Source organism: Citrobacter sp. CK198, from assembly GCF_030333295.1.
GTDB classification, from domain to species: Bacteria; Pseudomonadota; Gammaproteobacteria; order Enterobacterales; family Enterobacteriaceae; genus Citrobacter_B; species Citrobacter_B koseri.
Window position 1 is genome coordinate 388,800 of record NZ_JAOWGE010000030.1, and the last position, 23,431, is coordinate 412,230.

Here is a 23,431-nt window from a genome sequence, read left to right on the forward strand (position 1 = left end):
CTGTTTCTGTCGTTATTATGTTAGGGTTTATTATTAGAAACAGCGTAATTCAGGAGTAACATAACGTTGGATGCCGCAGCCATTATTAGTCTTTTCATTTTGGGTTCAGTCCTCGTAACCTGTAGTATCTTATTAAGTTCATTCTCATCTCGTCTTGGCATCCCTATTCTGGTTATCTTTCTCGCGATTGGCATGCTCGCGGGTGTTGATGGCGTTGGCGGTATCCCGTTTGATAATTATCCTTTCGCGTACATGGTGAGTAACCTCGCGCTGGCAATTATTCTGCTGGATGGCGGGATGCGTACCCAGGCCAGCTCCTTTCGCGTCGCCCTGGGCCCGGCGCTCTCGCTCGCGACGGTAGGGGTACTGATTACCTCCGGTCTCACCGGCATGATGGCCGCCTGGCTCTTTCATTTGAATCTCATTGAAGGGCTGCTGATTGGTGCCATTGTCGGTTCAACGGATGCGGCTGCCGTTTTTTCTCTGCTGGGTGGTAAAGGGCTTAACGAACGCGTCGGTTCGACGCTGGAAATCGAATCCGGGAGTAACGACCCGATGGCGGTTTTCCTGACCATCACGCTGATAGAGATGATTCAGAAACATGAGACCGGCCTGAGCTGGCTTTTCGTGCTCGATATCATCCAGCAGTTTGGACTGGGGATCATGCTGGGGTTAGGCGGCGGATATCTGCTTCAGCAAATGATTAACCGGATTGCCTTGCCCACCGGGTTATATCCGCTGCTGGCGCTGAGCGGGGGAATTCTCGTTTTCGCCGTAACCACCGCGCTGGAAGGCAGTGGCATTCTGGCCGTTTACCTGTGTGGATTCCTGCTGGGCAACCGCCCTATCCGCAACCGGTTTGGCATCCTGCAAAACTTTGACGGTCTGGCCTGGCTGGCGCAAATCGCCATGTTCCTCGTGCTGGGACTGCTCGTTACGCCATCCGATCTGCTGCCTATCGCCGTTCCGGCGCTGGTGCTGTCGGTCTGGATGATTCTGGTGGCTCGCCCGCTCTCCGTTTTCGCGGGCCTGCTGCCGTTTCGGGGCTTTAATCTGCGTGAGCGGATCTTCATCAGTTGGGTAGGGCTGCGTGGCGCCGTGCCTATCATCCTGGCGGTTTTCCCGATGATGGCCGGGCTGGAGAATGCCCGACTGTTTTTTAATGTCGCATTCTTTGTGGTGCTGATATCGCTGCTGTTCCAGGGAACGTCCCTGACCTGGGCGGCCAAAAAAGCCAAAGTGGTGGTGCCTCCCGTCGGCTGGCCGGTTTCGCGTATCGGGCTGGATATTCACCCGGAAAACCCCTGGGAGCAGTTTGTCTACCAGTTGAGTGAAGATAAGTGGTGCGTCGGCGCCGCGCTGCGCGATCTGCACATGCCGCAGGAGACCCGCATCGCCGCCCTGTTTCGCGACAACGTGCTGTTCCATCCGACCGGAAGCACCCGTTTACGCGAAGGCGACGTTCTGTGCGTTATTGGACGTGAGCGCGACCTTCCGGCGCTGGGAAAACTGTTCAGCCAGTCGCCGCCGGTCGCGCTGGATCAGCGTTTTTTCGGCGATTTTATTCTCGAAGCCAATGCGAAATTTGCTGACGTCGCCCTGATTTACGGTCTGGACGAGGGAACGGAATATCGCGATAAACAGCAGACGCTGGGGGAAATCGTGCAACAACTGCTGGGCGCTGCGCCGGTTGTGGGCGACCAGGTGGAGTTTGCCGGCATGATCTGGACGGTCGCAGAGAAAGAAGACAACGCCGTGCGTAAAGTCGGGGTTCGCGTCGCGGGGGATGAAATGGAATAATGGAAACGCTACCGGATGGCGGCGTTGACACGCCTTATCCGGCCTACACTCTGCCCTCTGTAGGCCGGATAAGCACTGGCGCCATCCTACGGCGCCACAAAAAAAGTTACGCCGTCACAACCGGAACACGCGGCGCCAGCGCGCACATCAGTTCATACCCCACCGTTCCCGCCGCAGAGGCGACATCATCAATCTTGATCTCTTTCCCCCACAGTTCCACAGACGTACCGATACCCGCCTGCGGGCACGGCGTCAGATCCACCGCCAGCATATCCATCGACACGGTGCCAACCGTTCCGGTACGCACACCGTCCACCAGCACTGGCGTGCCGTTTGGCGCATGACGGGGATAACCATCCGCGTAGCCCGCCGCCACAATCCCGATGCGCTGCTCCTGGGTCGCGGTATAGCGTCCGCCATACCCGACCCGATCGTCCGCTTTCAGCGTCTGTACGCCAATAATCTGGCTGCTCAGGGTCATAACCGGTTTCAGCCCGGTATTGGCGATATCCCGCCACTGCCCTGACGGCGATGCGCCATACAGAATAATTCCGGGTCGCACCCAGTCGAAATGGGCTTCAGGATGCCACAGCGTAGCCGCTGAATTCGACAGCGAGCGACGGCATTCAAGCCCTTCCGTCGCATGGGCGATTTTCGTCATCGCCTGGTCGATCCCTTCCGGGTGCTCAGCATCGGCAAAGTGCGACATTAACGTCATTTCGCCCACATTCGGCAGCGCCCGCAGTTGCTGCCAGACGGTCTGTACCCGCTCGGGTAAAAAACCCAGCCGGTTCATGCCGCTATTCACTTTGAGATAAACATCCAGCGGCGCGTTCAGGCGCGCGTTTTGCAACACTTTGAGCTGCCAGTTGCTGTGTATGCAGGTCGTCAGACGGTATGTGTCATATATGGCCAGCTCGTCGGCATGGAAGAACCCTTCCAGCATTAAGATCGGCCCTTTCCATCCCCGCTCTCGCAGCGTAATCGCCTCTTCGAGATTGAGCATGGCAAAGCCATCGGTCGCCCCCAACGCCGTCCAGATACGCTCAATACCATGTCCGTAGGCATTGGCTTTCACCACCGACCAGACGCGAGCGTCCGGGGCGGCCTGGCGCACAATGCCAAGATTTTGTTTCATCGCCTTCAGGTCAAGGCTGGCCAGTATAGGGCGGGTCATCTCGCTTCCTTATTAGTTATGCGCGCCATGAAGATGCCGGGGTCGTGACGGCGTAAAGCCAGGGCTGTACCGCGCTACGCTCAGGTCGTCATAAGGAATAGCAGGTGTACGACCTGAAAGAATATCGCTCAATAATTGCCCTGAACCGCAGGCCATTGTCCAGCCCAGCGTCCCATGCCCGGTGTTCAGCCACAGGTTTTTGAAGCGCGTCCGTCCGATCACCGGCGTACCATCCGGGGTCATTGGCCGCAGCCCGGTCCAGAACGTGGCTTGTTCCACATGCCCTCCGCGCGGGAAGAGATCGCGTACGACCATCTCCAGCGTTTCACGACGCGGTTGTAATAATTCAGTGTTAAAGCCGACAATTTCCGCCATTCCCCCCACGCGAATGCGCTTATCAAAACGGGTAATGGCGATTTTGTAGGTTTCATCAAGGATAGTCGAAACTGGCGCGCCATCGTCCTGTGCGACCGGAATCGTCAGCGAATAACCTTTAAGCGGATAGACCGGAATATCGACGATCCCTTTGAGCATCGCCGTCGAGTAAGAGCCAAACGCCATCACGTAAGCATCGGCTTTGATGATGTCATCCCCGCACTTCACGCCGTAAATTTGTTCACCTTCGTACAGCAGTTTTTCCACCGGCGTGTTGAAGCGAAACGTCACGCCCGCCTGTTCCGCCATCTGCGCCAGGCGCTGAGTGAACAGCTGGCAATCTCCGGTTTCATCATTGGGCAAACGCAGGCCGCCGGTCAGTTTGTGCGCCACTTCCGCCAGCGCAGGTTCAACCTCCGCCAGGCGGCTGGATTCCAGTAGCTGATACGGTACGCCAGCATCTTCCAGAACGGCGATATCGCGGGTGGCGTTCTCATACTGTTGCGCGGTACGGAATAACTGCAATGTTCCGCCCTGACGCCCTTCATACTGAATGCCGGTTGAGGCACGCAGCGCTTTCAGGCAATCACGGCTGTACTCCGCCAGACGCACCATGCGCCCTTTGTTCTCCATGTAATGGCGGGTGTCGCAGTTACGCAACATTTGCCACATCCACTTCAACTGAAACTGCGTCCCGTCCAGGCGAACAGCCAGCGGCGCATGGCGCTGGAACATCCACTTGATGGCCTTCAGCGGCACACCCGGCGCCGCCCACGGCGCGGCATAGCCCGGAGAAATTTGTCCGGCGTTCGCCGCGCTGGTTTCCAGCGCCGGGCCAGGTTCACGATCGATGACGGTGACGTCATGCCCAGCCTGACACAGATACCAGGCGCTGGTTACGCCAACGACGCCACTTCCCAGTATGACAACTCGCATAGCCACTCCGTTAACAGTAAAAGAACAATCTTCTAATTACATCTTGATAACTCAGTTGAAAATATTATTCAACATATGGCTTTTTTATGGTGACGCACCTCACATCTGCCTCTGTTGTCAGGGATCTCTCTGCTTTGGCATCTCCTGCTGTGCGTCATTTTTATCCAGCATAAAATATCGCAGCCATGCCAGTTTCTGGCGTGCCGGCGCTGCGAAATCGCAAAGAAAAATTTTCTTCATCAGCACGTTTTTTAACACGGTGTTCTATGCTTGAAATGAGGTGCTCCAGACAGAGAGTGCCGCCAACAATGAGGGTGCGCGAATGGCTACGATTGATTCCATGAACAAGGACAGCACACGTTTGAGCGATGGACCCGACTGGACGTTTGATCTGCTGGATGTCTATCTGGCGGAGATTGACCGCGTCGCGAAACTCTACAAACTGGATACCTACCCGCACCAAATCGAGGTGATCACCTCTGAGCAGATGATGGATGCCTATTCCAGCGTCGGGATGCCGATCAACTATCCTCACTGGTCGTTTGGCAAAAAATTCATTGAAACCGAGCGCCTGTATAAGCATGGTCAGCAAGGGCTGGCCTATGAAATCGTCATTAACTCCAACCCGTGTATCGCTTATCTGATGGAAGAGAACACCATTACTATGCAGGCGCTGGTGATGGCGCACGCGTGCTATGGGCATAACTCTTTCTTCAAGAATAACTACCTGTTCCGCAGCTGGACCGACGCCAGTTCGATTGTCGATTACCTGATCTTTGCCCGTAATTACATTACCGAATGCGAAGAACGCTATGGCGTGGACGAAGTTGAAAAGCTGCTGGATTCCTGCCATGCGCTGATGAACTATGGCGTCGATCGCTACAAACGCCCGCAAAAAATTTCGTTGCAGGAGGAGAAAGCCCGGCAGAAAAGTCGCGAAGAGTATCTGCAAAGCCAGGTGAATATGCTGTGGCGTACTCTGCCGAAGAAAGAGGAAGAGAAAGCCGTCGCCGAAACGCGGCGTTACCCGTCTGAACCGCAGGAAAACCTGCTCTACTTTATGGAAAAGAACGCGCCGTTGCTGGAGTCATGGCAGCGCGAGATCTTGCGCATCGTGCGCAAGGTCAGCCAGTATTTCTATCCGCAAAAACAGACGCAGGTGATGAACGAAGGCTGGGCGACGTTCTGGCACTACACCATCCTGAATCATCTTTACGATGAAGGTAAAGTGACCGAGCGCTTTATGCTGGAGTTTTTACACAGCCACACCAATGTGGTGTTCCAGCCGCCGTACAACAGCCCGTGGTATAGCGGAATTAACCCTTATGCGCTTGGCTTCGCGATGTTCCAGGACATCAAACGCATTTGCCAGTCGCCAACGGAAGAAGACAAATACTGGTTCCCGGATATCGCCGGTTCAGACTGGCTGGAAACCCTGCATTTCGCGATGCGTGATTTTAAAGACGAGAGCTTTATCAGCCAGTTCCTGTCGCCGAAAGTGATGCGTGATTTCCGTTTCTTTACCGTGCTGGACGACGACCGGCACAACTATCTGGAAATTTCGGCCATTCACAATGAGGAAGGTTATCGCGAGATCCGCAATCGGCTTTCGTCACAGTACAACCTGAGCAATCTGGAGCCGAATATTCAGATCTGGAATGTGGATTTACGCGGCGATCGCTCTTTGACGCTACGCTATATTCCTCACAACCGCGCACCGCTGGACAAGGGACGTAAAGAGGTGCTGAAACATGTGCATCGCCTGTGGGGGTTTGATGTCATGCTGGAGCAGCAGAATGAGGATGGCAGCGTTGAACTGCTGGAGCGGTGCCCGCCGAGAATGAACAGCCTGTAGTTTAATTGCCGGATGGCGGTGTAAACACCTTATCCGGCCTACAAACAGCACACCGCCGTAGGCCGGATAAGCGGAGCGCCATCCGGCGCAAACAAACAGCACACCACCGTAGGCCGGATAAGCGGAGCGTCATCCGGCGCGAACAAACAGCACACCACCGTAGGCCGGATAAGCGAAGCGCCATCCGGCGCAAACAAACAGCATATCGCCGCAGGCCGGATAAGCGAAGCGCCATCCGGCGCGAACAAACAGCACATCGCCGTAGGCCGGATAAGCGAAGCGCCATCCGGCACAAACAAACAGCACATCACCATAGGCCGGATAAGCGAAGCGCCATCCGGCATATAACGATTAGCGGCCCTGAATAGCCAAATCGCCGGGCAAATTCTTCTGCATACGATGCCAAATCTCACCGCTGTCATGACCGTAACGGCGTACCGTTTCGTACACCTGGTCATGCGCGCCCTGTTCGCAAAGCGATGACAGCTTATGGTAGAAACCGAGCGCCAGGCTCCGGGCTTCCGGGTTGGCGAAATAGTGACGGCCAATGCGGGTATACAGCCCTTTCATCCCGTTCAGGATCAGACCGTAAATCGGATTACCGGAGGCAAACGCCAGACCGCGGAAAATGTTGTAATCCAGCTCCGCGAATGCATCGGCGTAGTCGGCCACTTCATTCGCCGTCGCCAGTACCTCCTGCGCCTTATCAGGATGCTGACGAAACGCGGTGCGGATAAAAATCGTGGAGATATTGGTGCGCACCGACAGCAGATTATCAATCAGTTGCGGCACGCTTTCATGATCAAGACGCGCGAGCGTTTCAAGAATATTCAGCCCGGACGTTTCCCAGAAATTGTTCACCTTTGTCGGTTTGCCGTGTTGAATCGTCAACCAGCCGTCTCGCGCCAGGCGCTGCAATACTTCGCGTAACGTGGTGCGCGTCACTCCGATAAGTTCGGAGAGTTCACGTTCGGCAGGCAAAATAGTGCCAGGTGGGAAGCGGTTATTCCAGATACTTTCAATGATGTACTCTTCCGCGAAACCCGCCGGGCTCTGCGCCTTAATGACCATAGTGAGATTTCCATTACACAGCAAAACATAGTTACACTCATCATACCAGACGGGTTTCATGGCTGATAGCGGACAGGATGAAGAAAAAGGGGATCAAGGCTTCATTTTCTGGATAACGCCACGCCATCACGTTAAGGACTTGCCTGCTTTTACCCTGGCCGCTAAGCTTTGCGCCTAAACATAAAAACATGATTCTCACATTTACAGGTAAGGGAAACTGCCATGGAGCTCTCCTGGGGTCGCGCATTCTGGCGCAACTTTCTGGGCCAGTCGCCTGACTGGTATAAACTTGCATTAATCGCTTTTTTAATTGCTAATCCACTGATTTTCTTCATCAACCCATTTGTAGCGGGCTGGCTGCTGGTCGCTGAATTTATTTTCACGCTGGCGATGGCGCTGAAGTGCTATCCCCTGCTGCCCGGCGGATTACTGGCGATTGAAGCGGTCATCATTGGGATGACCAGCGCAGCGCATGTGCGTGAAGAGGTTGCCGCCAACCTCGAAGTGCTGCTGCTGCTGATGTTCATGGTCGCAGGCATCTACTTTATGAAGCAGTTGCTGCTGTTCATTTTTACCCGCCTGCTGCTTAGCATTCGTTCCAAGATGCTGCTGTCGCTCGCATTTTGTATGGCTGCGGCCTTCCTGTCCGCTTTCCTTGATGCCCTGACCGTTGTCGCGGTGGTCATCAGCGTCGCGGTCGGCTTTTATGGCATTTATCATCGCGTCGCCTCTGCGCGCGGCGAAGAGAACGATCTCCAGGATGACGACCACCTCGACCAGAACAGTAAAGCGGTGCTGGAACAGTTTCGCGGTTTCTTGCGCAGCCTGATGATGCATGCGGGCGTAGGCACCGCGCTGGGCGGCGTCATGACGATGGTCGGTGAACCGCAGAACCTGATTATCGCCAAAGCGGCGGGCTGGCATTTCGGCGATTTCTTCCTGCGCATGTCGCCGGTGACGGTTCCGGTGCTAATTTGCGGGCTGCTCACCTGCGTGCTGGTCGAGAAACTACGCTGGTTTGGCTATGGTGAAACGCTGCCGGAGAAAGTGCGTCATATTTTGCAGGAGTTCGACGATCAAAGCCGTCAACGTCGTACACGCCAGGACAAACTCAATCTGTTTGTGCAGGCGATTATCGGCGTCTGGCTGGTGACGGCGCTGGCGCTGCATCTGGCGGAAGTGGGCTTGATTGGTCTGTCGGTCATTATTCTGGCCACGTCACTCACCGGCGTCACCGATGAACACGCGATTGGCAAAGCATTTACTGAGTCCTTGCCGTTTACCGCGCTGTTGACGGTTTTCTTCTCCATCGTGGCGGTCATTATCGATCAGCATCTTTTCGCCCCGATCATCCAGTTCGTTTTACAGGCTTCCGAACATGCGCAGTTAACGCTATTCTACCTTTTCAATGGCCTGCTGTCGTCCATTTCCGATAACGTGTTCGTCGGGACGATTTACATCAATGAGGCCAAAGCGGCTATGGAAAGCGGCGCAATCAGCATGAAACAGTACGAACTGCTGGCGGTGGCGATCAACACCGGCACCAATTTGCCGTCCGTAGCGACGCCAAACGGCCAGGCGGCATTTTTGTTCCTGCTCACCTCTGCGCTGGCGCCGCTGATTCGTCTCTCTTATGGCCGTATGGTCTGGATGGCGTTGCCATACACGCTGGTGCTCACCCTCGTTGGTTTACTCTGCGTCGAGTTTACCCTCACCCCCATCACGGAGTGGATGACGCAATCTGGCTGGTTAGCTACATTCTCATAACATCAAACCGGGCAAATCACTGCCCGGTTTGACTTTTTGCATGATAATTATCCGATTATACTTTATTTCATTTCCCACTACTGGCGCATAAATTGAATTGGTTTACACTGCGGTGTCTACGCATGTTGCAGGGAAATAATTATGTTGCGATTTTTAAACCAGTGCTCACGGGGTCGGGGCGCGTGGTTACTGATGGCGTTAACTGCCTTTGCGCTCGAAATGGTAGCGCTGTGGTTCCAGCACGTCATGCTGCTCAAACCTTGCGTGCTATGTATTTACGAACGTAGCGCGTTATTCGGCGTGATGGGCGCGGGTCTGGTTGGCGCTGTCGCCCCTAAAACGCCGCTGCGTTATGTGGCGATAGCGATCTGGATTTACAGCGCCTGGCGCGGGTTGCAGTTGGCTTATGAACACACGATGATCCAGCTTCATCCTTCGCCGTTCATGACCTGTGATTTTGCTGCGCGCTTCCCGACGTGGCTGCCGCTGGATAAATGGCTGCCGCAGGTCTTCCTGGCTTCCGGCGACTGCGCCGAGCGTCAGTGGTCGTTTTTAACCCTGGAGATGCCGCAGTGGCTGTTGGGGATTTTTGCGGCGTATCTGGCGATCGCGATCCTGGTGTTGATTGCTCAACCGTTTAGGCCGAAAAGACGCGATCTCTTTAGTCGGTAACAGAACGCTCCTTCGGGAGCGTTTTTTTTCGCCTGACGGCGTTGCTTCCGGGCATCTATAAGATGTATATTAAATACATCTTATAGATGCCCCCACAAGGAGACGCCTTATGTCCCATTTACGCATCCCGGCAAACTGGAAAATTAAACGTTCCACTCCCTTCTTCACCAAAGAGAATGTGCCAGCCGCACTGCTCTCCCACCATAACACCGCTGCGGGTGTCTTTGGGCAACTCTGCGTGATGGAAGGCTCAGTCACTTACTACGGTTTCGCTAACGAAGACGCCAAAGAACCTGAACTCAAAGTGGTCATTAACGCCGGTCAGTTTGCGACCAGCCCGCCGCAATACTGGCACCGCATCGAATTAAGCGACGATGCGCAATTCAATATCAATTTCTGGGTTGAAGACGACAACCACGGCGATGAAATGTATCAGGCGAAAAAAGCGTAATTAACGCTTACTGAACAATGGGCGGTTCAGTCCGCCCATGAAGGTTTGTTTAAGATAGGCGGCACTATTAAATCATTGTGCGTCGAAGTGAGCTGAAAGCCGACATAAAGCAAAGCATTAGCGCAAGACGAATCACCACCTTCCGAGGTTTTGAGTTGTTTTGCGCTAATTTTTTGCCCCACCCATGCCCCATCACATCGCCGGACAATCATCAAACTCTCCCGCCTTATACTTTCAGACACCGCATATAACGGGGATTATTTAACTCGCAGCAAGTCAGTGAATCTCGTTGTATATCGAGGTGAGAGCATCTCACGTTTCATCTGCCATTGCTGTTGTATGCCCTGCCCGGCGAAGTACAGTGTTCCTCTGCCGTCTTTGGCATTGAGATGATCCAGCACCTTCATCAGTTTGTCGCTATTGCGCCGTGGCGCGTTATCGTCGAACAGATTTAACTGCGCGACACCATGACTAAAAAAATCACCGAGCATAACGCCTGCCTTCTGGTAACGGTGTCCATCTTTCCAGACAGCATCCAGGCATCGCGTGGCCGCACCGATGATGTCCCGGCTATCCTGCGTCGGGGTCAGAAGCTTCACGGAGGCGCTGTTGCCGTAATACGGTTCGTTCAGTGCAAACGGGCTTGTCTTCACGAACGCGGAGATAAACCGGCAATATTGATGCTCGCCGCGCAGCTTCTCCGCCGCCCGGCTGGCGTAACTGCAAATCGCCTGGCGCATCTCTTCGTAAGCAGTGATACGACTACTGAAGGAGCGACTGCATACAATTTCCTGCTTTACTGGTGCAAACTCTTCCAGTTCCAGACACGGCTCACCACGCAACTCTCTCACCGTTCTTTCGAGCACAACATTGAAATGCTTCCTGATAAACCGGATATCTGTGTCAGCCAGGTCAAGAGCAGTTTTGATGCCCATCGCCTGAAGTTTCTTGCCAATGCGTCGTCCGATACCCCAGACATCATCAACAGGCAGTATTGCCATGAGTTTACGCTGACGATCAAGGTTCGATAAATCCACTACTCCTCCCGTCTGGTTCTGCCACTGTTTAGCTGCGTGGTTTGCCAGTTTCGCGAGGGTTTTTGTCTGCGCAATACCGACGCCGACTGTGAGATGTGTACGCTGTAATACTGTAGTGCGGATCTCCCGGCCAAACTCAGTAAGGTCGCGGCAGTTTCTCACACCAGTAAGATCGCAAAATGCCTCATCTATACTGTAGATCTCTACGCGAGGACTCATTTCTTCCAGCGTTGTCATTACGCGGTTCGACATATCAGCGTAAAGCTCATAGTTACTGCTGAACGTGACGATTCCGTGGCGGCGGAAAGCCTCTTTCTGCTTGAAATAGGGCTCACCCATTTTCACAAAGGGCTTAGCTGCTGCCGAACGGGCAATAACGCAGCCATCGTTGTTAGAGAGAACGACAACCGGCCTTCCTTTTAGGTCTGGCCTGAATACCGTTTCACAGCTCGCATAAAAGCTGTTCACATCCACGAGCGCAAACATACTCAAGCAGACTTCACGATGTAGGTTACGACGCCGAAAACCTCCAGATTGTCTTCACTCCCAATCATGATTGGTTTATACACAGAGTTCTCAGGCTTGAGCATGACAGCAGGATGCAGCAACAGGCGCTTAACTGTGAACTCACCGTCGACCGCTGCAATGACAATATCCCCATGCCCTGCTTTTCGTGAACTATCGACTACCAACAAATCGCCCTCGCCGATTCCAGCATCACGCATAGAATCTCCAGTGGCCTTTACAAAATACGTCGCGCTTGGGTGCCGCACCAGCAATTCGTTAAGGTCTATACGCGACTCAACATAGTCCTGCGCTGGCGAAGGAAACCCGCATGGCACAAGGTCACTAAACATCGGTAGCGATACTATCTGGCGTAGTTCTGTAGGCGTGAAAAACTGCATGATAATCACCTTAACTAATACTGACTATATATACAGTATTATTGTATCGACAGCAGCGATCAAGTCTCTTAGAAGTACGACACGGTAAGTAACTGGCGTGAGGTGAAATTTAGTTTTGTGAGACATCATCGGCGACTGGTGCTCTCTGTCGAACGATCGCCAGCTGACCACCGTGGCTCAATGATGTGCTGCGGGATCCTGACTATCGGAAATCACATAAAAATGATAATCTTTCGTAAGATTAGTAATATTCACCGTAAGGCAATGGAATGAATGAGCAAAACCATTTAAATAGACTTGATCATATTAGGTTTTATGCAGCTACTCTTGTCGTGTTTTATCACTTTAGGGGTAAGACTTATGACATGACTGAAGGTCTATCAAGCATCAAGTCCATTCTTGCTGCATGGATAAACAATGGTTCTTCAGGAGTGAGCCTTTTCCTTGTTATGTCTGGATTTTTATTTTGCATAATTTCTGGAGAGGGCTCTAAGAAAATAAATTATTTACGGTTCCTTCAAAATCGTGTATTAAGAATATTTCCTTTACTAACCGTTGTGTTCTTCACAATAATTTGTGTCACACGACCAGCATCCTCACCCGAAGATATATTAAGACTTTTAACGCTCCAGCTAAACACAGGCCCATTCAATGATAAAATATTCCCTGTCGGACCTATATGGACGATAGCAGTTGAATTTCAATTTTATCTTATCTTTCCATTTTTAGCTGCATTCATGCATCGTTATGGATACAAACAGATAATTCTTCTCATTGCATGCGCTGTAATTGTGAAACTTGGTATTGTAACAATCAAGGGAGATATGCAGTTCGGAAATCTCTACAACACAATCACCGGTCGATTAGATCAGTTTTTAATCGGAATGCTTTTTGGGTTAGCATATAACCGAATTGACTCAGTAAAGTTTATAAGTAGCATTCTTGTTAAATACTTTTCATTGGTAGCTAGCTTAATAGCATTAACCTTATATTTCTTACTGGATAAATCTTTATGGTTTAGATCAGTTATTGGATTTAGTATAGAGGGCGCTTTGTGGGGATGGTTCATCGTCTCATATCTGAAAATACCATTTACGATAAATCGCCATATTGATGGTTTGTTATGCAAGCTTGGAACCATCAGCTTTTCTATGTATCTGCTCCATTTCCCTATAGGCGAAGCGTTGAAAGCCTCTGGGTTGATTGCCAAAAGTGGACTTTCTTTTGTTGAGAGTGCCGCACTTATCATCCTTCCAACAGTCATACTTATATCAACCTTGACATACCACGCCATTGAAAAACCATTTCTTTCTATGAAGGTAAGGTATTTAAGTTAAAATAACGCCGGGGTAAACCCGGCATTTTAATTAATAACAAACCGTAACATTGATAGATGTTGACGATGTATTATTTATGGTTATTGTGCCTGTTGAAAATGACGAAACATAAAAACCAGAATTTCCTCTTGCCGTAATTTGTGGCAAGGCAAATTGCGTTTGATTAGAATTATTTACAATAACACTTCCCGATGATGGGATGCTTACTGTTACCAGAGTTGGTGAAGTTCCTTTCGTATTTCCAGCCCCCCATTGCAATGTCATATTTGAATACGAAAGTGGAGTATATGAATCATTACCGAATTTGTTACCAGATACCTTCAGTATTTTATCTATTTCGGTAAGACCGTTCCCCTCAATAAAGACCGTGTATGGCCTTCCCGATCCGACTATACCAGCAGAGAATGTATTATCAGTTATAGCCATAAAGGTGGGGTGAGGAATATTGTTACCTCCGTACACACCGATATGACGCATTCCAGTGTAGCTTGCATTATTTGTGTTATTAAATCCTATAAACGTATTGTTGCTTACATTTATAATAGACGCGCCCATAGTATCGCATGCAAAGTTAGCGCAGAAACCGACAGTATTTTGTGAAATATCAAACGAACTGGCTATTACTGAACCGTCTAGCGTGGCAGAGCGCACTTGAATTGCGCTATTTGAGGAAGCTCTCACTAAGTTTGACTTCACGCTCACATATCCATCATCATCAACTCTGATGCCATTACCACTAGTTGAAATGATTGTGTTTCCAGATATTGTAATATTGTTAGCAGAGCCGGGTTCAGAAAATGAGTATATACCCGCGGCTGACGCACCTTTCACTGAGTTACCAGATATTGTCACGACAGAGTTAGATGTAGAAAATCGGTCAATTAACACCCCGTTACCTGCACCATGCATCCCGGAGTTCTCAATTGAATTACCTGTTATTGTTACATTTCTTCCGTAAGTAACAGCGATTCCATTTGTTGCGGAATTTATAATTACGTTGTTGGCAATCAAGCAATTATTTGCATACGCAGTTGCCTCATGGCTGTGCCCTATAAGAATCCCGTGAAACTGTAGGTTTCCCTCAACAACACTGTTTGTTACTACCGAGTTTTCGCTATTCATGGTAATGCCAGTATTACCTGACTTATAAGAATAGCATGAATTAATAATTGCTTTATTGCCGCTTGATGTTCCGATGCATGATTGCCCGCATTCATAGCCGCGACAGTTATCCATCCATACTTCATCACAAAAGCGAGTCATCAGCCCTTCTTTATCACCATATTTTACAACACAGTTCTGGAAAGAAACACGGTTACACTGATAGGCATGGATAGGACAGCCCCATGACCCAGTGAGAAGGTAAACATCATTCTTAGAGCCTATCGCAGTACAGTTCGTTGCCGAAATGTCAGCGCAGTTTTCGAAATGAATGCCAGATACATTATCTGCCGTGTATGAAGATTTGTTTGCATAGTCAACGATAGTAGTCACGTTCTGGATATGCACATTATTAGTATCATGCACATATATACCCCCCTTCAGTGAACCATACAGCACATTAATCGTTCCATTAATAATACGCATCGGTTTTGCGACTTCGATGTCCGTAACAGAGTACGTCAGGCCCTGTAGATCCATCGTTGCGCCATCAGGCATTGCAGCTATGCATGCGGTAAACGCAGTTGTATCATCTGTGCCAGTGGTCGCAAGTGCACCATAAGCGACTGGTGTAAATTTTAAAAAGAAACCATTTACTACAGTGGCTCCCGGTTGATTTGCGATTATTTGAGACCTCAGAGAGGCATCCCCAACTCCAATCCACGCACCAGCCCCAACCCCACCGGTTGATTCTGGAGTGGAATCGGTAGGGACAGTTTTTGGCAATTCTCCATCCCAACGGTAATATTCTCCGTTACCATCAGGAAGGGTCCAGCGTAATGCCTGATCAGCACGCGTTAAAGTCGCCCCGCTCTGGAAAGAATCCATCAGTGACCAGCCCATTGATGAGAGCTTTTCCTGATAACGCACTTCCATTCCATGCCAGGTAAGGTGCGGCACGCCAAAACGGTCATCCCACGTTTCATTAACCCGGTCATTTGAAAGGTGATCAAAGTTCTGGGCGTTATCGTACAAATCTTTTGCAGCAGCAGACCCCAGCGGATTGCCGGTGTTGTAAGTCGTCATATAGGCCTCATAAACGAAAAAACCCGCCGAAGCGGGTCTGTATTGGAGAGATTGTTGTTATGCGACGTTGCCGGGATAAGTGGCATTGTCGTAATCGTAGAAGTTGGGTTTATACTGCTTTGCCGTTACCTGGCATGTGCCATCAGATTGAGGCGCGATCTCAGAGATAATGGCGTTATAGCCAACGCGCGAAGAGTCGCAAAAAATAAGGCGCGGCGGCTCGATAGCCGGATCATTGAGAATAATAGAGCTGAATTCTGGTTGCTCGGGAACCAGCACCTGATAATCCCCCATTCTTGTTGCAACCATCAGGCCAGAAGCGGTGCCATCCTGGTAACGTATCAGCACGAGAGGGTTCTCGAAAGACCAGTCAAGAGGCTCCGTCACCGTAAACGTTGTCTTGTTATCAGTGGTATCCATCTCTTCAATCAGCGCGCTAATCGTCTGGCTGCCTGGTATATCGTCGGTCAGCACGATACGATCGCCGACGTTATAGCAAAGCGCGTCCAGCTCTGTTGAGGTCGTATGCGTCAGCCGTTGCTGTAGGTACTTCATCAGCCGCCGCATGCCGATCTGATATGCCCGGTCCCGGTCCAGCACACCGTCAAGCGTGTAGTCTTCGATTTTTACGGGCGTTGGATTATCTGGTGTCCGGCACTGTACCGTTTCCTCCGCCCATGTCGTTCCGTTGATATACGTAACATCCACGCCGTCATAGTCGTCGTCAGACGGAGCCACAAACGCGGTTTGCAGATCCTCGGTCATCTCATGCGGACTGATAACCCCAGACCAGGGCTTAACGCCTTCGCGCGCAACCGAAGCAAGCCCATCTGCAAGCAGAAAATAGCTTTTCCCGGCGTTGGCGATCTTCTGCAAAACCTCCAGCGCAGATGTACTGTCGGTCGTCTCGAAGTCGAAAAACTCATTGTCAGGCGTCCAGTACGCACTTTCCAGCGCATCAATGGCGTCGGTGTCCATGTCCAGCCCCAGCGAGTTACCAACGTGGTACAGCGCGCCGGAGATGCTGCGCGCCGCGCCAGTGTCATAAATCCTTGTAGCTACCACGTTCACCCGGCGATCGGACTGCGCTGCCAGTTTGCCACCGGTTTCCACCGTGACGCCCATAGTCGTTACGCCAGCATACGATGACGGTCTGGTCAGCAGGCGGCCACGCAACGATTGCCAGTACATATTATCGCGGCTGTTATCCTGCCCCTGTTCGTTAGTGCGTCGGCACCGCACTTCAACAAGGCCGGGAGAACTCAGCGTGATGCGCTCAGTGAAACCAAGGCCATTAATATTTTTTGTGTTATACGAACCGGTTTTACTCATCCATCCCGAACCAGAGCCATAGACACGGTACTGAACTTCCCAGCGAACCGTTCTGTTTTGTTTTCTCCCTTTTTTGTCGTATCCGCAAATGCCATTCGGGAAGAAGAAATTCACTTCAAACATGTCTATGGTTTCATTATCCGGGCATGCCAGAAATGGTCCCATCCAGGAGTCATTCTGGTTAACGCCAGATGCCTCAAAATCAAGCACGGTTCGCGCCACAAAACCCGGCCATGTGTTATCGACAACACCATCAATCAAGCGCTGAAGAGTCACACTGGTGCCGTCCACGTCGAAAATTTTGTACTGATATCCAGCGTGAGAAACGGAAAGCCTGATATATCCCTCAGGAATACCCGTAAAAGGCGCGCCGGTCTCACTCTCATAAGCCAGCGTTACCGACGCGGTGATCTCTTCTTCTTCCTCTGTCGCATCTGCATGCGGCGTATACGAAGCGATAAACAGGCTGTAGTCGACGCTGTTGTACCAGAGCGTTACCGGCATTCCGACGTAAGGGGCGATTTCCGCCAGATTGTCACTGGTAATGCGGCTGTATGCGCCATCGTTGGTAACAACAAACTGATCGGGTACGATTAGCTCAACCGTCGCACCAGCAACCCAGGAATCAGGCAGCTCGTTTGTTGCAGTATCGTCGTCAGCGCTTAATCCGTTAAATGTGATTGTACTTCCCGACACCGTCAGCGACTGCGCCACAACATCATCCGTATCCGGCGCGGTCTGGGCCATATCCAGCCCGGCACCCGATGACGTCCCGCCGACCTCGGTAGAGTTAAACCAGTTTTCGCTACGGCGATCACCAGCGACATTCTGGCCTGGCTGAAAAACGGTGTACGTGAAACCATCACCAAGCGATGAAACTGGCGTGGCGCCAACACGCATATCCCCTTCGCCGAATGAAAATTGTCCGAATCCCAGCGCGACGAACATTTCAACGGTCATCACTGTCGGATCGTCCGGGCTGAACCGGGTTACCGGCTGCACTACATAATCGGGGTAAATTCGGCGGCGTCCGAACAACTCGCGAATTGGATCGCCCAGCTTTGCACGGTTCGCTTTCGCCGGGTTAACGTCCAGTGAATCGCCAGTCGATGAAGAAAAACCACCGGGATCGGATGCGCCTGGCGCAAAGAAAAGAGCATATGCCACGGTAGCAACAGACACGGCAATCGCAGCCCACGCAGCGATCTCAAGACCCGTTCCATAGGGTACAGGGTAAATTTTTACATCGTTGTCTGGCCTGATCGCATAATCGAACCATGCCGCAGCCGGTATATTCACGCCGTCCACTTCAATGGCGATCGGATGCTTCATGTCAGCGCGGTAATTATCAACGTTCCGCGTCATCCACTGATGGATCGTGATTGCACTATGTTCATGCGTTTCCAGCGGCTCGCCGGGTAATCGGGAAGGATAAATTCTGATGGTCACTTCCAGAACTCCACTTTAACGAAGCGGCGAACAAACTGTGCCACCGGCGTGAAAGAAACGTTGGATTTAGGGTTGCATTCGGCCACATGCAAACGACCATTAAGCACCACGACAACGCCGACATGCGTAACTGTTGAGCCTGAATAGCACGCAACACCCGCGCCTTCACACGGCTCGCAGCGTTGCAGGGAGAGCATCAGTTTTCTTGCTTCGCGATTAAGGCCGCCATCATCTTTCGTTACCCCGGCAAAATCCGGCCATTCTGGTAATCCCAGGTCGCGACGCACTTCATTTACGATGCCGAAACAGTCAAGTTCAGGGTAAGCGCGACCGCCTTTCAGCCATCTGACTGAAAGGTATTTATCTTGATTGAACATTGAAACTCCTTAGCTCATGTAACGAAGGCCAGGATAGAACGGGAGTGTGTAGCGATAGCGGGGCCAGGCAGTATCCAGCACATTCATGTATCCCGCGATAATCTGCGCCTGTGTTGCAGTCCAGTACCCGTTTTTAACAGTCAGGGTATAAGGGCGGTCTGCGGGCGCGGCTAAATCGTCAGATGTATATTGTCGGTAGGTCACCGTGGCGCCACGCAGATTTTCCAGCGCGCTGCGCACGGATGTGGACGCTTCGCCTTTGATGTTTGAGACAGCAAACTGCAAATCCTGAGTGCCGTCACTGTTCCGCGCGGGTAGTGCAACATCAATGGCGCTGGCGATGAATGTGACCTCTTCACCAGTTTCCGTCGTCGCTGTTATGTTGTCGTAGCCATCGCAGAGATACAGGACATCATCACCGATGTTGATCTGCAAAGTTTTGATAATGACCTCTTCACCGGAAGAGGCATACAGTCGTTTCAAAGTCGGACTGGTCATGCTTCCGGCCACTCCCTGTTAAGTGCAATATCGATGATGCTGCTGTTGATGATGTAGTCCGGGAACTCAGCCCAGCCATCGCCAAGAACAGGACGCGTCCATAATTCCAGCGTCGCGGAGAACTGCCAGTAAATCGGGGCGACAAGAGTCGGCCCCTGATAGATGTCCGTAAACCGGCATTTGTAGAGTTCAACGCCCAGCGGCGTTTGCAACCGCATAAAAAACCAGTCGGCACCGTCAGTGATGGTTTCGTGATACCAGCCCTCAAAAAGCTGAGCCTGAGCATCGTTTTCGAAAAACCACTGTACATTTGCCTGTGTCGGCGTCGAAATAAACGCGCGGCGCTGGCGGGCGCGTCCGGTGGTCATTTCGGTGCGCTTTAACGGACTGACTGGCTGAAATGCATAACCGTCCTGAAGCGGCATGGGAAGATAATCGTGAGGGTAGTATTTTTCAGCCATCAGGTAGTTCTCCTTCCGGTGTACGTTCCTCGCATTGCGTTACCCACTTTCCCGTTACCTTTCACGATCTGATTGGCGACCTGATCCAATGCATCGCTGGTAGCCTGTTTCTGAGTCTGCGCCAGCGACAGATTCATCTGATCGGGGGTTACACCCTGTTGAATGTTGAAATTCTGGTTGATGGGCGCGTTCAGGGTCATAGCATTGCTGTTGTTATTGACGTTCTGCGCCCCCGTACCGAAGCCGGGTTTACTCAGCGTTGCATCCAGAGAACCACCATTGCGCAGCGCCTCAAGGTTCGAGACGCCGATCCGGTTGGTTGCAGCCTGGTCAAAAACATACTCGCCTTTATGCACTATCCCGGCGGGCTGGTATTTTCCGCCCGGGCCCGTAAAACCACCATTAGCGAAGCCTGCGCCAGCAGTCATGGCTGATGAAGCAGCGGCAACTGCCGCAATTAAAGGAGTGGTTGCGGCCTCTGCTGCGGCCATCGCAGCTGGAGCTATTGCCCATCCTGTGATAGGGATCGCAGCCGCAGAAGCATATGCGTTAATTGCTGCAATCTGTGACATTGCGGTTGCTTGTCCAATCATTGATGCAGACGCGCCAGCCGCTGCCGTTTTCCCTACAAGCAATTGAACAGCCTGATACACCAGCCACTGCGCCGCCATCTTCGTCAGCGCATCAATAACAGCTTCACCCATTCCTGCTGCCATGTTTTTAAATCCGTCACTCAAACTTTCCGTTCCATGCACCATCGCTGAAAGGTTGGATGAAATGGCGGTTTCAGTGGAGCTTAGAATTGATGTTGCTGCTGTAGTAACTGATTCATAAAGTGTTGGGACACTGTTCAGATATGACTGCAACCCATTTTGAACACCTAACTGCCAGTTACCATTCAGTTGATCCAACTGAGTGTAATAGGATTGCTGCATGGCAAGGCGCTGATTGAGAGCCTGCTGTAGAGCGGCGGTTTCCTGGTCGTATAAGTTTTGCGAGATCTGCCCGGTTGTTCTCTGATTGGTTAATTCGACCTGCTTTTTTTGGTACTCACTGACGATTTTTGTCAGTTCCTGCTGACGTTTCTGCTCCTGAGAAAGCACCGTGTTGCTATTAAGGCTATTTTGTAGCCCTGTAGCATCATTTTGCAGACCAGAAGAAAGCGTATTTTTATACGCTGTCAACTTATCAACATCCTTACGGAGCGCTATCTCCTTTTCGATAGCTGCGTTTTTTTGCAATTGAGCAGTAATAGCCTCCTGATTAGCCAAGAGGGATTTCTGATCAGCAGTCAAAGTTTTCTTCGATTTAATATCAGAAAGTTGTTGCTCCCATTTAATAAGAGCTTGTTGCGCAGAACCTATTTTCTCTGTTGTGTCGAACTGTGAGGTTAAAGTAACGTACTGCTGGTTTAACTGATCCAGCAACCGTGTCGCTGCGTCTTCGCTATATGCTTTTCCTTTGGGTGTTTTTGGGGTTTTGGGATCTTTATATCTATCGTTGATATTTTTCCGTAAACGAGCCTCTTCTTCCTTGCTGATTACCGCACCATCTTTAATTGCTTTGGTTAGCTTGTCCTGTTCCTTTTTCCTTTTCTGCTCATTAGACAGCGTCTGCTCAGTAAGTGAATTAACAACTTTCTGGGCCTCAATACTTTTTTGCTGGCGTTGGTTGTATCCATCAATTGTATTGTTAATTACGTCCTGCGCCGTTTTTTCACTTTGCAGTGTAGATAACCGCTGTTTAAGCAAAGTTACCGCTTTTCGCTGCCGATCTAAATCATCGGACTTCCATGCGCCATAGGGGCCCGCATTAGCGGCCTGACCACGCTCCAAATCAGCAAGCGATTTCTGCGCGCGTTCAAGCTCGCTGCTGGCATCCTGAATTTTTTGCTCTACGGATGCATCACGACCAACATCAAGCATGGCATCCCACGCCCATCCAGCAGCTTTAGCCAGTGAGTTCCATGCGGTTTCCAGATACCCCAGATTTTCCTTAATCTGATTGGAGCGCTGAATCATCGACGAAGAATATGCTTCGCTGGCAACGCGCGCGGCTTCCTGCTGATTCCCTTCATCCTGAAGGGCCTTAATCTGGTTGTAAGTTGCCAGAGTAAGGAAGTGATACTGATCGTTCAGTTTGGTGATTGCTGCAACCGGATCGGCGGCTATTTTGTTGAAATCGTCCACCAGTTTATCGGTCGCAATACCAGTGGCTTCACTCGTTTTAACAACAGCCGTGGTCACACGCTCCAGCGAATCACCGGCAACCTTTCCAGATTCCACCAGTAAATTTAACGTCGATGCTGCTTTGCCAGTGGTAGAGTTCGCCGCTACACCAGCACGCGCGGCAATGTCCGCCAGTTGACCCGATGTTTTCCCTACCTGGTTACCCGTCAGGATGAGTGATTTATTGAAAGCGTCCTGTTCCTGCGTGCCTTTGTAGTACGCCACACCCAGCACGCCGACCGCAGCAGCCGCCAGCGTGAAAGGATTGATCAGGCCCATCACATAGGAGCTAACGCCTTTAATCGCCGGGCCGATGCCGCCGAACATATCTTTTAACTGACCGCCCTGCTGCATCAGCACCATGAACGGACTTTGCCCGGTAGACAGACCCACGACGATATCGGTCATCTGAGCAGGGATCATGCGCATCGCAAAAGCAGTTTGCTTTGCTGACATGCCAGTTTTGCCTAACTGCGCCTGCGTTTTTTCTAACTCGGTACGCATTTCACCGAGCGTGCCGGAAAGTTTTGTGTATGACTCAGGGGAAAGCAGCCCTGACGATTTCGCAGAGTCGAGCTGCTTTTGCTGCTCCGCGAGTCGGCGAAATCCCTCGCCAACTGGATCAAGCTGAGCGACCAGGCGTTGCAATGCCGCGCGCTGCTCATCATGAGCTTTCGCCGCCTCTCTCTCAGCCTGTGCTTCTCCGGTGACTTCCCGACGAGTTTCCTGCAATTTTTTACTGTAGGCATCGAACTGCGAAGTGTTGAGCTTTCCGGCTGAGAGCGCAGCGTTAAGATCTTCTTGCTGTTGGTCAAGATTTCTCAGGGCAGCAGTTAGCGGATCAATTTTATCCAGCATGCGCTGGAAGGCTTGTGCCTGCGCCTCTTGCTGCGCGGCTGCTAATTTACCTGCTTTTTCCGCTTCACGCTGAGCCTGAGCTACTCCACTCAACTCTTCTGTGGTTTCGTTGAGTTTTCTCGACAGAAACTCAAACTCTTCCTTATCAATTAACCCTTTGTCGAAATATTTTTTTAATTCGGTAAAGCGGCGCCCAACGGTGTTAATGGCTGCACCAACAGGATCGATAGCGGCGCGAAGTTTACTCATCGCCTCCTTTTCTTCCTCGGTGGCTTTAGTCACCTTCCCGGCACTGGCCGCAGCCTTCATACCCCATTCAGTCAGACCACTGAGGGCTGTCGTCAGATTTTCTGCGTTTTTCTCAGCGCCGGTGCTGTCAATAATGATGGCGAGGCGGGATGTCTGTTCTGCCATTGCGATCTCCGGGCATAAAAATACCCGGACATGCCGGGCTTATTGTTTCTGTTTGCCGCGTTTTTTCTGTTCCTTCGCCCACTGCTCACGCCATGCGTCATCGAGGGCAAATATCGCCGCGTCAAATTCATCACGATCAATGAGGACGGGACGTGCAGAAAGAAAGCGCTCAATATCATGAAGTGAGATTGGCAGCGGCGCGCCAGCCATCCCGGCATACAGCCGGGAGCGGGAGATAACGGAG

19 protein-coding genes are annotated in these 23,431 nt (G+C 51.4%); 6 read left to right on the forward strand and 13 right to left on the reverse strand.

Annotated features, from left to right (window positions below; translation table 11 throughout):
* The first annotated feature begins 66 nt into the window (after positions 1–66).
* A complete protein-coding gene (locus tag OGY62_RS10610; RefSeq protein ID WP_047463283.1) occupies positions 67–1,800 on the forward strand; it encodes a potassium/proton antiporter in 1,734 nt (577 codons plus the stop codon).
* Positions 1,801–1,906: 106 nt separating this feature from the next.
* On the opposite strand, the gene dadX is transcribed toward OGY62_RS10610, so the two are convergent.
* Positions 1,907–2,977 (reverse strand): catabolic alanine racemase DadX, encoded by a 1,071-nt coding sequence (gene dadX / locus OGY62_RS10615; RefSeq protein ID WP_286459764.1) that lies wholly within the window; start codon positions 2,975–2,977, stop codon positions 1,907–1,909.
* Positions 2,978–2,989: 12 nt separating this feature from the next.
* Positions 2,990–4,288 (reverse strand): D-amino acid dehydrogenase, encoded by a 1,299-nt coding sequence (locus OGY62_RS10620; protein ID WP_012132085.1) that lies wholly within the window; start codon positions 4,286–4,288, stop codon positions 2,990–2,992.
* A gap of 322 nt (positions 4,289–4,610) precedes the next feature.
* Here OGY62_RS10620 and OGY62_RS10625 point away from each other — a divergent pair, with 322 nt between their 5' ends.
* On the forward strand, positions 4,611–6,143 hold the full coding sequence (locus OGY62_RS10625; protein WP_024130273.1) for a SpoVR family protein: 1,533 nt from the start codon (positions 4,611–4,613) through the stop codon (positions 6,141–6,143).
* Between the two features lie 129 nt (positions 6,144–6,272).
* On the opposite strand, the gene OGY62_RS10630 is transcribed toward OGY62_RS10625, so the two are convergent.
* Both OGY62_RS10630 and fadR read right to left on the reverse strand, forming a co-directional pair.
* A complete protein-coding gene (locus tag OGY62_RS10630) occupies positions 6,273–6,449 on the reverse strand; it encodes a hypothetical protein (protein WP_286459766.1) in 177 nt (58 codons plus the stop codon).
* Positions 6,450–6,494: 45 nt separating this feature from the next.
* Positions 6,495–7,214: a fatty acid metabolism transcriptional regulator FadR gene (gene fadR / locus OGY62_RS10635; RefSeq protein WP_024130272.1), complete on the reverse strand. Its 720-nt coding sequence runs from the start codon at positions 7,212–7,214 to the stop codon at positions 6,495–6,497.
* 222 nt (positions 7,215–7,436) lie between these two features.
* Here fadR and nhaB point away from each other — a divergent pair, with 222 nt between their 5' ends.
* From nhaB to OGY62_RS10650, 3 genes are all read left to right on the forward strand, one after another.
* Positions 7,437–8,981 carry a Na(+)/H(+) antiporter NhaB gene (nhaB, locus tag OGY62_RS10640; protein ID WP_114847803.1) on the forward strand — a complete coding sequence of 515 codons (1,545 nt, stop codon included), beginning with the start codon at positions 7,437–7,439 and terminating at the stop codon, positions 8,979–8,981.
* A gap of 141 nt (positions 8,982–9,122) precedes the next feature.
* On the forward strand, positions 9,123–9,653 hold the full coding sequence (gene dsbB / locus OGY62_RS10645) for a disulfide bond formation protein DsbB (RefSeq protein WP_286459769.1): 531 nt from the start codon (positions 9,123–9,125) through the stop codon (positions 9,651–9,653).
* Positions 9,654–9,762: 109 nt separating this feature from the next.
* Complete coding sequence (locus OGY62_RS10650) at positions 9,763–10,104, forward strand: TehB family protein (RefSeq protein WP_286459771.1); 342 nt, start codon at positions 9,763–9,765, stop codon at positions 10,102–10,104.
* Positions 10,105–10,361: 257 nt separating this feature from the next.
* Here the strand turns inward: OGY62_RS10650 and OGY62_RS10655 are convergent, their stop codons facing one another.
* Both OGY62_RS10655 and OGY62_RS10660 read right to left on the reverse strand, forming a co-directional pair.
* Complete coding sequence (locus OGY62_RS10655) at positions 10,362–11,627, reverse strand: Y-family DNA polymerase (RefSeq protein WP_286459772.1); 1,266 nt, start codon at positions 11,625–11,627, stop codon at positions 10,362–10,364.
* Positions 11,628–11,629: 2 nt separating this feature from the next.
* A complete protein-coding gene (locus tag OGY62_RS10660; protein ID WP_286459774.1) occupies positions 11,630–12,046 on the reverse strand; it encodes a translesion error-prone DNA polymerase V autoproteolytic subunit in 417 nt (138 codons plus the stop codon).
* Positions 12,047–12,315: 269 nt separating this feature from the next.
* On the opposite strand from OGY62_RS10660, the gene OGY62_RS10665 reads away from it, so the two are divergent.
* Positions 12,316–13,383 (forward strand): acyltransferase family protein, encoded by a 1,068-nt coding sequence (locus OGY62_RS10665; protein ID WP_286459776.1) that lies wholly within the window; start codon positions 12,316–12,318, stop codon positions 13,381–13,383.
* A gap of 30 nt (positions 13,384–13,413) precedes the next feature.
* On the opposite strand, the gene OGY62_RS10670 is transcribed toward OGY62_RS10665, so the two are convergent.
* The 7 genes from OGY62_RS10670 to OGY62_RS10700 are packed head-to-tail and all read right to left on the reverse strand — an operon-like array spanning position 13,414 to position 23,397.
* A complete protein-coding gene (locus OGY62_RS10670) occupies positions 13,414–15,570 on the reverse strand; it encodes a right-handed parallel beta-helix repeat-containing protein (protein ID WP_286459778.1) in 2,157 nt (718 codons plus the stop codon).
* A 57-nt stretch (positions 15,571–15,627) separates the two neighbouring features.
* Positions 15,628–18,351, reverse strand: coding sequence for a host specificity factor TipJ family phage tail protein (locus OGY62_RS10675; protein WP_286459780.1), 2,724 nt, complete (start codon positions 18,349–18,351; stop codon positions 15,628–15,630).
* Positions 18,348–18,728: a nitrite transporter gene (locus OGY62_RS10680; RefSeq protein ID WP_114647384.1), complete on the reverse strand. Its 381-nt coding sequence runs from the start codon at positions 18,726–18,728 to the stop codon at positions 18,348–18,350. The genes OGY62_RS10675 and OGY62_RS10680 overlap by 4 nt, the downstream gene beginning before the upstream one ends.
* Positions 18,729–18,737: 9 nt before the next feature.
* On the reverse strand, positions 18,738–19,226 hold the full coding sequence (locus OGY62_RS10685) for a DUF1833 family protein (protein WP_198448107.1): 489 nt from the start codon (positions 19,224–19,226) through the stop codon (positions 18,738–18,740).
* On the reverse strand, positions 19,223–19,687 hold the full coding sequence (locus OGY62_RS10690) for a hypothetical protein (protein ID WP_012132715.1): 465 nt from the start codon (positions 19,685–19,687) through the stop codon (positions 19,223–19,225). Before OGY62_RS10690 ends, OGY62_RS10685 begins: the two co-directional genes overlap by 4 nt.
* Positions 19,687–23,187 carry a phage tail length tape measure family protein gene (locus OGY62_RS10695; RefSeq protein ID WP_286459784.1) on the reverse strand — a complete coding sequence of 1,167 codons (3,501 nt, stop codon included), beginning with the start codon at positions 23,185–23,187 and terminating at the stop codon, positions 19,687–19,689. The genes OGY62_RS10690 and OGY62_RS10695 overlap by 1 nt, the downstream gene beginning before the upstream one ends.
* Positions 23,188–23,226: 39 nt before the next feature.
* A complete protein-coding gene (locus OGY62_RS10700) occupies positions 23,227–23,397 on the reverse strand; it encodes a hypothetical protein (protein WP_286459786.1) in 171 nt (56 codons plus the stop codon).
* Between the last annotated feature and the right edge of the window lie 34 nt (positions 23,398–23,431).

Bases quoted from the DNA above. Each gene is read 5' to 3' on its own strand.
- dadX (WP_286459764.1), bottom strand. From the start codon at position 2,977: ATGACCCGCCCTATACTGGCCAGCCTTGACCTGAAGGCGATGAAACAA.
- OGY62_RS10620 (WP_012132085.1), bottom strand. From the start codon at position 4,288: ATGCGAGTTGTCATACTGGGAAGTGGCGTCGTTGGCGTAACCAGCGCC.
- OGY62_RS10625 (WP_024130273.1), top strand. From the start codon at position 4,611: ATGGCTACGATTGATTCCATGAACAAGGACAGCACACGTTTGAGCGAT.
- fadR (WP_024130272.1), bottom strand. From the start codon at position 7,214: ATGGTCATTAAGGCGCAGAGCCCGGCGGGTTTCGCGGAAGAGTACATC.
- nhaB (WP_114847803.1), top strand. From the start codon at position 7,437: ATGGAGCTCTCCTGGGGTCGCGCATTCTGGCGCAACTTTCTGGGCCAG.
- dsbB (WP_286459769.1), top strand. From the start codon at position 9,123: ATGTTGCGATTTTTAAACCAGTGCTCACGGGGTCGGGGCGCGTGGTTA.
- OGY62_RS10650 (WP_286459771.1), top strand. From the start codon at position 9,763: ATGTCCCATTTACGCATCCCGGCAAACTGGAAAATTAAACGTTCCACT.
- OGY62_RS10655 (WP_286459772.1), bottom strand. From the start codon at position 11,627: ATGTTTGCGCTCGTGGATGTGAACAGCTTTTATGCGAGCTGTGAAACG.
- OGY62_RS10660 (WP_286459774.1), bottom strand. From the start codon at position 12,046: ATGCAGTTTTTCACGCCTACAGAACTACGCCAGATAGTATCGCTACCG.
- OGY62_RS10665 (WP_286459776.1), top strand. From the start codon at position 12,316: ATGAATGAGCAAAACCATTTAAATAGACTTGATCATATTAGGTTTTAT.
- OGY62_RS10670 (WP_286459778.1), bottom strand. From the start codon at position 15,570: ATGACGACTTACAACACCGGCAATCCGCTGGGGTCTGCTGCTGCAAAA.
- OGY62_RS10680 (WP_114647384.1), bottom strand. From the start codon at position 18,728: ATGTTCAATCAAGATAAATACCTTTCAGTCAGATGGCTGAAAGGCGGT.
- OGY62_RS10685 (WP_198448107.1), bottom strand. From the start codon at position 19,226: ATGACCAGTCCGACTTTGAAACGACTGTATGCCTCTTCCGGTGAAGAG.
- OGY62_RS10690 (WP_012132715.1), bottom strand. From the start codon at position 19,687: ATGGCTGAAAAATACTACCCTCACGATTATCTTCCCATGCCGCTTCAG.
- OGY62_RS10695 (WP_286459784.1), bottom strand. From the start codon at position 23,187: ATGGCAGAACAGACATCCCGCCTCGCCATCATTATTGACAGCACCGGC.
- OGY62_RS10700 (WP_286459786.1), bottom strand. From the start codon at position 23,397: ATGGCTGGCGCGCCGCTGCCAATCTCACTTCATGATATTGAGCGCTTT.